This window comes from Pseudenterobacter timonensis, from assembly GCF_900021175.1.
GTDB lineage: Bacteria > Pseudomonadota > Gammaproteobacteria > Enterobacterales > Enterobacteriaceae > Enterobacter > Enterobacter timonensis.
On the sequence record NZ_FCOP01000007.1, the window covers coordinates 214,548 to 226,481 of the forward strand.

Sequence of the window (11,934 nt, forward strand, 5' to 3'; positions counted from 1 at the left end):
CCGGCCTACGGAACTGCCGGGTAGGGCTGACGCTTACCCGGCCTACGAGAACTGCTGTGCAAAACCCACCGGCTAACTGACAAATCTGCGGGTATCGATTTTTTGCAACAGCATCGACAGCAGCAGGCTGACCACCAGCGTGGCGGTAAAGATCCAGACAATATCCAGCAGCGGCCAGCGTTTAATCTCCACGCCATGCGTGCGCAGGGCGTGGATCACCAGCGCGTGAAAGCCATAGATGCCGAGCGAATGGCGGGAGATCAGCCCCAGCACCGGCAGCGGGCGGGTATTGAGCGTGTTTTTGACCAGCGTCAGCAACGAGACGGCGCAAATAAAGACCATCGGGCCGCAGTAGAGATACCAGGTATCGGCGAAATTGCCGCGCCAGCGCAGCTCGTGCAGCGTCCCGCGGGAAATGATGAACACAGCGGCGATAAACAGTGCCGCGCACAGCCCCGTCAGCCACCGCTTTTGCGTATCCATCATGCCGATAGCGCGCCCGAGCATACCGTAGAGAAGATAATAAAAGGTATCGCCATTGATATAGAGGTTAACGGGCAGCCACTCCATGCCCCCTGTTTTCAGCGTCACGGTGTTGGGGTTGGCGATTAAACCAGCCACGATCATTAGCGCCAGCAGCATTTTACCGCTGACCTGTTTAACCTGAATCAGCGGCGAAACCAGATAGATAACGATAATGGCGAAGAAGAACCACAGGTGGTAAAAGACCGGCTTTTGCAGGAGGTTCTTTAACGCCAGTTCGCCATTGATAGAGGTAAAAAGCACGATATAGAGCAGCGCAACGGTGCTGTAAAAGAGCAGGCACAGGGCGATCCGCAGAAAATGGCGCGGCCGGGCGCTGCGCTCGCCAAAAAAGAGATAGCCCGAAATCATAAAGAACAGCGGAACGCTGACGCGGGACGCGGAGTTAAGGATATTCGCCATATCCCAGTTCAGAAGGGTGACGCTCTGCGCATTGGTGATATACCAGGTGGTGGTATGAATCATCACGACCATTAAGCAGGCAATCCCTCGCAAATTATCAATCCAGCTAATTTTTGACGGCATCAGTTCCTCAGTATTTTTGTAAAAACAGTCTGACTTTCATTACGTCTCCTCTCTCCCTGGAAAATTCTGATAGTTTTTAACGGGACTTGTGAGGCGCCGGAGAGATTCGCAGAATGGCTCTGCATAATCTATAAAAGCATTGATATTAAAAATAACAGCCCGGCAAAAAGGCGGTGAAAAAAATGATGAAGCGTGCCGCGTCGCTCATTCTGCTGACGATCCTCGCAGGATGCAGCGCAACGCCAGAAGCCCCTGCGCAGAAGGCGCAAAAAACCAAAGTCAGCCCGGAGCGCTCGCTGGATATGGAGCAGCTTTGCAAGGACAGGGCGGCCCATCGGTACAATACCGGCACGCAAAAGATCGACGTTACCGGCTTTGAACAGTTTCAGGGAAGCTATGAGGTACGGGGCTATACTGCTCTGAATGAGAGCTTTGTCTGCAGTTTTGACCCGGAAGGCCATTTTTTGCACCTCTCCATGCGCTGACGGCCCCTGCTGTGCCCCGGCTGAGATGCTTATTTCCCAATTTTCCCTAAACATCCCCGTTTCGTACTGTATATCTTGCAGGCAGCGGGTATACTGATCCCTTCCATTTAAAACCACACGTATCCAGCACGAAATACTATGCAAAAGTTTGATACCAAGACCTTCCAGGGCCTGATCCTGACGTTACAGGATTACTGGGCTCGTCAGGGCTGCACCATCGTCCAACCTCTGGACATGGAAGTCGGCGCCGGCACTTCACACCCGATGACCAGCCTGCGCGCGCTGGGGCCTGAGCCGATGGCGACCGCCTACGTCCAGCCTTCCCGCCGCCCGACCGATGGCCGCTATGGCGAAAACCCGAACCGTTTACAGCACTATTATCAGTTCCAGGTGGTGATTAAGCCCTCCCCGGAGAATATTCAGGAGCTGTATCTCGGGTCGCTGAAAGAGCTGGGTATGGACCCGACTATCCATGATATTCGTTTTGTGGAAGATAACTGGGAAAACCCGACGCTGGGCGCATGGGGCCTGGGCTGGGAAGTGTGGCTGAACGGCATGGAAGTGACTCAGTTTACTTACTTCCAGCAGGTAGGCGGCCTGGAGTGTAAGCCGATTACCGGCGAGATCACCTACGGTCTGGAACGTCTGGCGATGTATATTCAGGGCGTAGACAGCGTCTATGACCTGGTCTGGAGCGACGGCCCGCTGGGGAAAACCACCTACGGCGACGTCTTCCATCAGAACGAAGTGGAGCAATCCACCTATAACTTCGAATATGCGGATGTGGATTTCCTCTTCACCTGCTTCGAGCAGTATGAGAAAGAGGCCCAGCAGCTGCTGGCGCTGGAAAACCCGCTGCCGCTGCCTGCCTACGAGCGTATTCTGAAGGCCGCCCACAGCTTCAACCTGCTGGACGCCCGCAAAGCCATCTCCGTGACTGAACGTCAGCGCTATATTCTGCGTATTCGCACGCTGACCAAAGCCGTTGCAGAGGCTTACTATGCGTCCCGTGAAGCCCTTGGCTTCCCGATGTGCAACCGAAATAAATAAGAGGCGGTCATGTCTGAGAATACTTTCCTGGTAGAAATCGGCACCGAAGAGTTGCCACCAAAAGCCCTGCGCAGCCTGGCGGAGTCCTTCGCTGCGAACGTGACCGCGGAGCTGGATAATGCCGGCCTCGCCCACGGCAAAATCGAATGGTTTGCCGCGCCGCGCCGCCTGGCGCTAAAAGTGGAAAACCTTGCTGCATCCCAGCCGGATCGCGAAGTGGAAAAACGCGGCCCGGCGATTGCCCAGGCGTTTGACGCCGAAGGCAAACCGAGCAAAGCGGCCGAAGGCTGGGCGCGCGGCTGCGGGATCACCGTCGATCAGGCCGAGCGTCTGACCACCGATAAAGGCGAATGGCTGCTCTATCGCGCCCATGTTAAAGGCGAGAGCGCTGAAGCGCTGCTGCCGAATATGATTGCCACTTCGCTGGCTAAACTGCCGATCCCGAAACTGATGCGCTGGGGCGCAAGCGACGTACACTTCGTGCGTCCGGTACATACCGTGATTTTGCTGCTGGGCGATAAAGTAATCCCGGCGACCATTCTGGGCGTTCAGTCCGATCGCGTGATCCGCGGCCACCGCTTTATGGGTGAGCCGGAGTTCACCATCGACAACGCCGATCAGTATCCGCAAATCCTGCTGGAGCGCGGTAAGGTCAATGCCGATTACGAACAGCGTAAAGCCAAAATTAAAGCGGACGCAGAAGAGGCGGCGCGCAAGATTGGCGGTAACGCCGATCTGAGCGACAGCCTGCTGGAAGAGGTGACTTCTCTGGTCGAATGGCCAGTTGTGCTGACCGCGAAGTTCGAAGAGAAATTCCTGGCGGTTCCGGCTGAAGCGCTGGTGTACACCATGAAGGGTGACCAGAAATACTTCCCGGTCTACGCCAACGACGGCAAGCTGCTGCCGAACTTTATCTTTGTGGCGAACATTGAGTCCAAAGATCCGGCGCAGATTATCGCCGGTAACGAGAAGGTGGTGCGCCCGCGCCTGGCGGATGCCGAGTTCTTCTTTAATACCGACCGTAAAAAACGTCTGGAAGATAATCTGCCGCGTCTGCAAACCGTACTGTTCCAGCAGCAGCTGGGTACGCTGCGCGACAAAACCGACCGTATCGAGGCGCTTTCCGGCTGGATCGCCCGTGAAATCGGCGCGGATGTGAACCACGCGACCCGCGCAGGCCTGCTCTCCAAGTGCGACCTGATGACCAACATGGTGTTTGAATTTACCGACACCCAGGGCGTGATGGGGATGCACTACGCGCGTCACGACGGCGAAGCTGAAGATGTGGCCGTAGCGCTGAACGAGCAGTACCAGCCGCGTTTTGCCGGCGACGAGCTCCCCTCCAGCCTGGTCTCCTGCGCGGTGGCGATTGCCGACAAGATGGATACCCTGGCGGGGATCTTCGGCATTGGCCAGCATCCGAAAGGTGATAAAGATCCGTTTGCGCTGCGTCGCGCCGCGCTCGGCGTGCTGCGCATTATCGTTGAGAAGAACCTGAACCTCGATCTGCAGACCCTGACCGAAGAGGCGGTGCGTCTGTATGGCGACAAGCTGACTAATGCCAACGTGGTCGATGAGGTGATCGACTTTATGCTGGGCCGTTTCCGCGCCTGGTATCAGGACGAAGGCTACAGCGTCGACACCATTCAGGCTGTACTGGCGCGTCGTCCGACCCGCCCGGCGGATTTTGATGCGCGCATGAAGGCGGTGTCCCATTTCCGCACCCTGGAAGCGGCCTCCGCGCTGGCGGCGGCGAACAAGCGCGTCTCCAATATCCTCGCGAAAGCGACTGAACCGCTGAACGATATCGTTCACGCTTCGGTGCTGAAAGAGGCGGCGGAGATTAAGCTTGCCGGTAACCTGGTGGTGCTGCGCGACAAGTTACAGCCTTACTTTGCACAAGGCCGTTACCAGGAGGCGCTGATCGAGCTGGCGGCCCTGCGCGAGCCGGTGGACGAGTTCTTTGAGAACGTGATGGTAAACGACGAGGATAAAGAGGTGCGTATCAACCGTCTGACGCTGCTCTCTAAGCTTCGCGAGCTGTTCCTGCAGGTGGCGGATATTTCTCTGCTGCAATAACTGCCGTAAGCCAGCCAAAAAAACCCGCTTCGGCGGGTTTTTTGTTTCGGGCAGTACGAGGAGGTTTTCTCAGGCCTTAAAACACAAACCCCCGCAGATGCGGGGGTGCTCTCAAATCTTAATCTATTAACTGCTTGCTGAGTGCAGGGTTAGCCTGAATCAGGCTCATCAGCTTTAGCTCGGTCATGGAGGGTTTTACTCGCTTGGATTCCCATTCATGCACCATCGCTACGCTGACACCCATAGCTCGGGCAAAATCATCGGTTTTAAGGCCGGTCCCTTTACGCAAACGCTCAAATTCGGTAAAGGGATTAGACTTCTGTGACTTACTCATTGTCTGAGTAACATCTTTAAAAACAATTTGTTCAAGGCTGCTCAGCAGCTCCGACATCGGATCTTTATATTCCATTGAGAACTCCTCTTAAATCACACTGCGGGATCGTGAACATCAGAGAGCACATTAAGAATAGTCGGTAAAAAAGGGGCTGGATCGTCACGTATGTAACTATTTGTGCGATAAATGTTGCTTTGACGTTTCAGCTAACTGGAGCATATTGCTAATTAACTGATTAATCATGTTCCAGTATGTGCGCGTATTTTTTTGTAAATGGAAAGGACGAAACTGCAAAAGCCGTTTTGCATGAAAAGAGTTTATTGCGCGCGTGACCTGGACTATTCTTGTGTGCGTCAGGCACGCTCGTGCCGGTGTGCGCTTTTTTGGGTGAAAGGAGTAAGAAAATGGCGACAGGAAAGTCCTGCTCTCGCTGGTTTGCGCCTGTTGCGGCGTTATTGTTGGTTGTTAGCCTGAGTGGGTGTTTCGATAAAGAGGGCGATCAGCGCAAAGCGTTTATCGACTTTCTGCAGAACACGGTAATGCGTAGCGGCGAACATTTGCCGACGCTGACCGCAGATCAGAAGAAGCAGTTTGGCCCGTTTGTTTCCGATTACGCCATTATTTATGGCTATTCACAGCAGGTAAACCAGGCGATGGACTCGGGTTTACGCCCGATGGTGGACAGCGTGAACGCGATTCGCGTACCGCAGGATTATATGACCCAGCGCGAACCGCTGCGCCAGTCTAACGGTGCGCTTGGCGTACTGAGCCAGCAGCTGGAAAATGCGAAAATGCAGGCGGATGCCACACGTTCTGCGCTGAAGCAGGCTGACGATCTGAAGCCGGTCTTCGATCAGGCTTATGAGAAGGTAGTTACTAAACCTGCGCAGGCGCTGCAGCCGCTGATCCCGGCCGCGCAGATGCTGACCCAGCAGCTGGTGCAGGTGGGCGACTATATCGCGCAGCAGGGGACGCAGGTGAGCTTTGTCGCGAACGGCATCCAGTTCCCGACCTCCCAGCAGGCCAGCCAGTATAATACGCTCGTTGGGCCGCTGGCCTCGCAGCATCAGGCTTTTTCACAGGCCTGGAGCGCCGCGGTCGCCGCTACAGAGTAATCTTAAAAACCCCGCGGCAGGCGGGGTTTTTTATGAATGTTGAAAATAGTGCTTGTCTTTCGCATACCAAATATGTGTTAATACACCTCGTCGGTTTGTTACACAGACCTAAAGCAGTTTAGTTAAGCAGTCCAGATGAGTTATCCAAAGATACCCTTCGTTGTGACCCTTCCTTCATCGCTTAAAAATCTGTAACGCAACCCATCGCGCCGGAAGGCACAACGTATATTTAAATAAGGTAATTCTATGTCTGGTAAAATGACTGGTCTGGTAAAATGGTTCAACGCTGATAAAGGTTTCGGCTTCATCACTCCTGACGATGGCTCTAAAGATGTGTTCGTACACTTCTCTGCTATCCAGAACGATGGCTACAAATCTCTGGATGAAGGTCAGAAAGTTTCCTTCACCATCGAAAGCGGCGCTAAAGGCCCGGCAGCTGGTAACGTTGTAAGCCTGTAAGCTTCCAACCCAGCAGCACAAGAATTTAAAAACCCGCCTTCTGGCGGGTTTTTTCGTTTTAGCGTTGCACCTGCGGATTCACGCAGTTTTGCTCAACCCTGCCGCTGAGCGCCGCAATCAGGTTATCCACCGCCGTCGCCGCCATGTTATAACGCGTCTCATGCGTCGCGGAGCCAATATGGGGCAGGGCGACCACGTTGGGCATCGCCAGCAGCGGCGAGTCAACCGGCAGCGGCTCCTGTTCAAATACATCCAGCCCCGCCGCGTGGATCTCGCCGTTTTGCAGCGCCGCAATCAGCGCCTTTTCATCCACCACCGGGCCGCGCCCTGCGTTGATGAAAATCGCCGATTTTTTCATCTTCTCAAACTCCGCTTTACCCATCAGATGGCGCGTTTCATCGGTCAGCGGCAGGATCAGGCAGACATAATCCGCCTCCCGCAGCAGCGTATCCAGATCGCAGTAGCGGGCATTGAACTGCTCTTCCGCTTCGCTGTGATGGCGACGCGCGTTATAAAGAATCGGCATGCTGAAGCCGAAATGGGCGCGCCGGGCCAGTGCAAGACCGATGCGTCCCATGCCGACAATGCCCATCGTTTTGCCGTGAACGTCTACGCCAAACCAGTCGGGGCCAATGCTTTTGGTCCATTCACCTGCTTTGACGCGTTCCGCCACCTCCACCACGCGGCGGGCGGTGGTCAGCACCAGCGCCATCAGCGTATCGGCCACCGTTTCGGTCAGCGCGTGCGGAGTATGCATCAGCAGGATCTTACGATCGTTTAGCGCCTCCACGTCGAAGTTGTCATATCCCACGGAGACGGTGGAGGTTGCACGCAGCTTCGGCATTTTATCCAGCAGCGCGGCATCCACTTTTTCGCTTGAGCCTAACAACCCTTCGGCGCGGGCAAACGCATCCGCATGCTGCGCGACGGTATCAGGATGGAGATTTCTCACCTGCGTGACGGTGAAGTGCTCCTCAAGGCGTTTTTGCAGAGTCTCAGGCAGTGCCTTATATAAAATGACGGACGGCTTCATGCTAATCTCCGTGAAAGATAAAAGATTTAGGCGTGGCGTGCGCCAGCCGGGATTTGTTGATTATTAGCAGGCTTAACGATAAGAGTTAGCCATACCGAGGCGAAAAGCGCTACTCCCATAAAAATATATGAGGCGGAGGGGCTGCCGGTTGCGCCATTGAGATAGCCCACAAACCACGAGCCACAGAACGAGCCCAGCGCCCCCATGCTGTTGATCAGCGCCATCGCGCCGCCCGCCACGTTGCGCGGCAGCATCTCCGGGATGATGGCGAAGAACGGGCCATACGGGGCGTACATCGCCGCACCGGCAATAACCAGCAGGGTATAGGAGATCCAGAAATGGTTGGCCCCCACCGCCCAGGAGCCGATAAAGGCAAAGGCGGCAATCAGCAGCAGCGGCCAGACGAACAGCTTACGGTTTTGCAGTTTATCCGAGGCCCAGGAAGCGATAATCATCGCAATGGTTGCCGCCAGGTAGGGGACGGAAGAGAGCCAGCCCACCTCCACCATGCCCAGATTATCTCCACCGCTGTGGATGATTGACGGCAGCCACAGCACAAAGCCATAGACGCCGATACTCCAGGCGAAATATTGCATGCAGAGCAGGATCACGTTGCGCGAACGGAAGGCTTCCCCGTAGTTGCGTACCACCTTCAGCCCCTGCTGTTCTTTATCCAGCTGCGCCTGCAAAGCCGCTTTTTCCTCTGTGGAGAGCCAGCTCGCCTGCGCGGGCTTATCCTTGACCAGCACCCACCAGCAGAAGGCCCAGATCACCGCCGGCACCCCCTCAATAATAAACATTTCCCGCCAGCCGAAGGATTGGATCAGATAGCCGGAGACCACGGACATCCACAATACCGTCACCGGGTTACCGAGGATCAGGAAAGTATTGGCGCGTGAACGTTCCGATTTAGTGAACCAGTTGCTGATATAGATCAGCATGGCGGGCATCACCGCCGCTTCCACCACGCCGAGGATAAAGCGGATGGCGGCCAGCGCCGGAATGTTATTCACAACACCCGTCAGCGAGGCGCAACCGCCCCAGAGGATCAGGCAGACAAAAATCAGCTTTCGCACGCTGCGGCGTTCCGCGTAGACGGCGCCGGGGATCTGGAAAAAGAAGTAGCCCAGAAAGAAGAGGGCGCCCAGCAGGGAGGAGACCCCCTTCGTGATCCCCAGATCTTCATTGATTCCCGCCGCGGAGGCGAAACTGAAGTTAGCGCGGTCCAGGTACGCCAGGCTGTACGTGATAAAAACGACAGGCATAATGTACCACCAGCGTTTGACTGCATTCGTTGAACTGTTCATAGGCTTGCCTCTGTGGTTGAGGTGTGTGCCGCCGGTGTCTGTAGGGTACACGGTGGCTGAATGTCGTTATTACTGTAAGAGAGCTATTCGCCCAGCTGCGCTCTGGTCGGCAGTCCTTCGCTGTCGCCCTGTACCTGGATGGCCAGCGAGCCGATTTTATTGCCGCGCATCACCGCCTGAGGCAGCGTCTTGCCTTCGAGCAGGGCGCTAATCACGCCCACGGCGAAGCCGTCCCCGGCACCGACGGTATCCACGACGTTCTCAACCCTGATCGCCGCGACCGCCCCTTTTTCGCCTTCGGCGGTTTTGAACCAGGCGCCGTCCGCGCCGGTCTTCAGGATCACCGCCTTCACGCCTCTCTCCAGATAGAAGTCGGCGATGCCTTCCGGCGTTTTTTCGCCGGTGAGGATCATCCCTTCCTTCACGCCGGGCAGCACCCAGTCAGCCTGAAACGCGAGGTGATTGAGCTTTTCCACCATCTCCGCTTCGCTCTGCCAGAGCACCGGGCGCAGGTTGGGATCGAAAGAGATCGTTTTACCTGCGGCTTTCATTTTTGCCGCCGCATGATCGAGCAGCGCATAAGAGCTGGCCGACAGCGCCGCCGCCACGCCGCTCAGATGCAGGTGGCGCGCCGAAGCGAACAGCGCAGCGTGATAATCGTCAGTTGAAAGATGGCTTGCCGCAGAGCCTTTACGGAAATACTCCACGATGGGATCGGTTCCATCTAGGACCTTTGATTTCAGCTGAAAGCCGGTGGGGAAACGCCCGTCAACCGTGACGCCAGAGGCGTTGATTCCCTCTTTTTTCAGCGAGGCGAGCACGAACTCGCCGAGACTATCGTTGCCCACGCGACTCACCCAGCTGACCGCAAGGCCGAGACGCGCCAGACCAGTCGCCACATTCAGCTCTGCGCCTGCAATGCGTCTGATAAAACTCTCCACGCGGCTGAGTTCGCCGGGCTCTGTCGCGACAAACATGGCCATCGCTTCGCCGATGGTGATGACATCTGAGGATTCAGACATGCCTTACGCCTCCCGTAGCAGATTGACATAATGGCGGGTGACGGCGGTAAGGTCCGGCCCCTCCAGTGGAAACTCAATGCCGCGCGGCGCGTCAGGCGGCAGTTGCGCCAGCAGCTCAAGCCAGCGCATATCGCCGTTATCCGGCGCGATAGCGCGAAACTGCGCCTTGTGTTCTACCGCCGCTTTGACGTGGATATAGCTCACCGACGGGGCGAGGTGGCGCGCCGCCTCTTCCGGCGACTCTCCCACCCACAGCCAGTTGCCGGTATCAAAAGTGAGCGTAACGGGCAGCGCCATCACCCGGCAGGCGGCCTGGAAGCGCCGCATCGGTGCCAGCTGTCCGCAGCGGGTCTGATCGTTTTCCACCACCAGCGCCATGCCGCTTTCATTCAGCTGTCCGCGCAGGTCGTCCAGCGGTGTTTTGCTCTGGAAATGGCCGAGCGACATCTTCAGCCACAGGGCGTTAAGGGTGCTGGCCTCCGCCAGATAGCGGGGCAGATCGGGGTTGAGCGCGCCGTCGGGCATAAACAGCGGGGCGGGGGCCGAATAGCAGGCCAGCAGTCCCAGCAGCTCAATGGACTGGGCAAGCGTTGGCAGTGACTTTAGTTCTGCATCACTGAACAATTCCCGGCGGATTTCCACCCCGTCGGCGCCTGCGGCGGCGATGACAGGGAGTATCGCCCGCTGCCCGCCCGCCTGACGAACCTGATCCGCGCCATACGCGGCCGTAACCACCATAATTTTTCTGCTCATAGCCTGACTCCAGCGTCATGAATACTATTACGCTAGGTGGAACCGGTTCCAAAGGAAAGGTCAGGATGTTGAATTTTTGATCGTCATCACGAAGGAAGGTTAACGTGTGGTAGAGCCGCGCACGATCAGTTCACCGGAAAAGTGCTGCTCGCGCACCGCTTCATCGGCACCGTTGATACGCCGCACCACCTGCTCAACGGCGGCATAGCCAATCTGCCAGGTAGGTTGTTTAAGCGTGGTAATGCCGACGCCTGCCAGCTCTGCCCACTCCAGCTCGTCAAAGCCCAGCAGCCCGATGTCGCTCCCCCAGTGCAGGCCGATGCGCTTGAGCGAGCGGGCGACCTGCAGTGTGAGCGCCCCGTTGGCGGAGATAACAGCTTTGCGCAGGCCGCGGTGCTGGGTGTGAAACTGACGCAGGATATTATCGAGCCGATCCGACTCGTGAAGCGGCGTCTCCGCCTGCCCGGCAAGGGTTCCCGGGTAGCGTGCCAGCGTGGCGCGAAAGGCGTTTAGCCGTTCGCGGCGGGTGTTGACCGTACCCAGCGGCTCGCTGAGAAAGAGGATCGCTTCGAATCCTTGTTCAACCAGATGTTCCGTGGCGGTGGTCGCGGCCTGGGCGTTATCCAGCCCCACCACGTCGCAGGCGAAATCGGGGATTTTACGGTCGATAAGCACCATCGGCAGCGATGACTGCTGCAGGCGGTTTAGCCCCTCTTCCCGCATTCCCACCGCATTCACCACGATGCCCTCCACCTGGTAGCTGCGCAGGAGATCGAGATAGTGTAGCTCTTTATCCACTTCGTTATTGGTGTTACAGACCAGCGGCGTAAAACCTTTTTCCCGGCAGGCGGCCTCGATGCCGCTGAGCACGTTCACAGAGTAGGGATTGGTGATATCGGCGATGATCAGGCCAATGAGCCGGGTGCGGCCACGCTTCAGGCCGCGGGCCATCAGGCTCGGGCGATAATCGAGATCGGCGATCGCCTGCTCAATACGGGCCAGCAGCGCGTCGGACAGCAGATGTTTTTCACCGTTGAGATAGCGTGAAATGCTTGTTTTGCCGGTTCTGGCGGCTTTCGCTACGTCGCTGATAGTGGGCCGTGTGGATTTGCGCATCGCTGATTTCCCTGAATTTAGTGAGAATACCTTAGCGGGAAAATCTGACGAATCAAGCAATTTGCCGGGTGGCGGCTTCGCCTTACCCGGCCTGCGTTTGGAGTATAGGCCGG

Annotated in this window: 12 protein-coding genes; 5 read left to right on the forward strand and 7 right to left on the reverse strand. The window is 56.7% G+C overall.

From position 1 onward, the window contains the following. Positions 1–72 precede the first annotated feature (72 nt). Positions 73–1,068 (reverse strand): acyltransferase, encoded by a 996-nt coding sequence (locus BN3796_RS02020; protein ID WP_061706775.1) that lies wholly within the window; start codon positions 1,066–1,068, stop codon positions 73–75. Between the two features lie 182 nt (positions 1,069–1,250). On the opposite strand from BN3796_RS02020, the gene BN3796_RS02025 reads away from it, so the two are divergent. From BN3796_RS02025 to glyS, 3 genes are all read left to right on the forward strand, one after another. Next, positions 1,251–1,553 carry a YsaB family lipoprotein gene (locus BN3796_RS02025; RefSeq protein ID WP_061706776.1) on the forward strand — a complete coding sequence of 101 codons (303 nt, stop codon included), beginning with the start codon at positions 1,251–1,253 and terminating at the stop codon, positions 1,551–1,553. A 138-nt stretch (positions 1,554–1,691) separates the two neighbouring features. Next, on the forward strand, positions 1,692–2,603 hold the full coding sequence (gene glyQ / locus BN3796_RS02030) for a glycine--tRNA ligase subunit alpha (protein WP_061706777.1): 912 nt from the start codon (positions 1,692–1,694) through the stop codon (positions 2,601–2,603). 9 nt (positions 2,604–2,612) lie between these two features. Next, on the forward strand, positions 2,613–4,682 hold the full coding sequence (gene glyS, locus BN3796_RS02035) for a glycine--tRNA ligase subunit beta (RefSeq protein WP_061706778.1): 2,070 nt from the start codon (positions 2,613–2,615) through the stop codon (positions 4,680–4,682). 118 nt (positions 4,683–4,800) lie between these two features. Here glyS and BN3796_RS02040 read toward each other — a convergent pair whose 3' ends face one another. After that, the gene (locus BN3796_RS02040; RefSeq protein WP_061706779.1) at positions 4,801–5,091 is read right to left on the reverse strand and encodes an HTH-type transcriptional regulator; all 291 of its coding nucleotides are present in this window, start codon (positions 5,089–5,091) and stop codon (positions 4,801–4,803) included. A 329-nt stretch (positions 5,092–5,420) separates the two neighbouring features. On the opposite strand from BN3796_RS02040, the gene BN3796_RS02045 reads away from it, so the two are divergent. After that, positions 5,421–6,131, forward strand: coding sequence for a DUF3053 domain-containing protein (locus tag BN3796_RS02045; protein WP_061706780.1), 711 nt, complete (start codon positions 5,421–5,423; stop codon positions 6,129–6,131). Between the two features lie 246 nt (positions 6,132–6,377). Then, complete coding sequence (gene cspE / locus BN3796_RS02050; protein ID WP_032615822.1) at positions 6,378–6,590, forward strand: transcription antiterminator/RNA stability regulator CspE; 213 nt, start codon at positions 6,378–6,380, stop codon at positions 6,588–6,590. 58 nt (positions 6,591–6,648) lie between these two features. Here cspE and ghrB read toward each other — a convergent pair whose 3' ends face one another. The 5 genes from ghrB to BN3796_RS02075 all read right to left on the reverse strand — a co-directional run bounded on the left by ghrB (position 6,649) and on the right by BN3796_RS02075 (position 11,821). Beyond that, positions 6,649–7,623: a glyoxylate/hydroxypyruvate reductase GhrB gene (ghrB, locus tag BN3796_RS02055; protein WP_061706781.1), complete on the reverse strand. Its 975-nt coding sequence runs from the start codon at positions 7,621–7,623 to the stop codon at positions 6,649–6,651. A 26-nt stretch (positions 7,624–7,649) separates the two neighbouring features. Continuing rightward, entirely contained in the window at positions 7,650–8,930 is a 1,281-nt protein-coding gene (locus tag BN3796_RS02060; protein WP_061706782.1) for an MFS transporter, read from the reverse strand. Positions 8,931–9,013: 83 nt separating this feature from the next. Next, positions 9,014–9,952, reverse strand: a complete 939-nt coding sequence (locus BN3796_RS02065) for a sugar kinase (RefSeq protein ID WP_061706783.1) — start codon at positions 9,950–9,952, stop codon at positions 9,014–9,016. Positions 9,953–9,955: 3 nt separating this feature from the next. Beyond that, positions 9,956–10,705 (reverse strand): sugar phosphate isomerase/epimerase family protein, encoded by a 750-nt coding sequence (locus BN3796_RS02070; RefSeq protein ID WP_061706784.1) that lies wholly within the window; start codon positions 10,703–10,705, stop codon positions 9,956–9,958. A 99-nt stretch (positions 10,706–10,804) separates the two neighbouring features. Beyond that, positions 10,805–11,821: a LacI family DNA-binding transcriptional regulator gene (locus BN3796_RS02075; protein WP_061706785.1), complete on the reverse strand. Its 1,017-nt coding sequence runs from the start codon at positions 11,819–11,821 to the stop codon at positions 10,805–10,807. Positions 11,822–11,934: the final 113 nt, after the last annotated feature.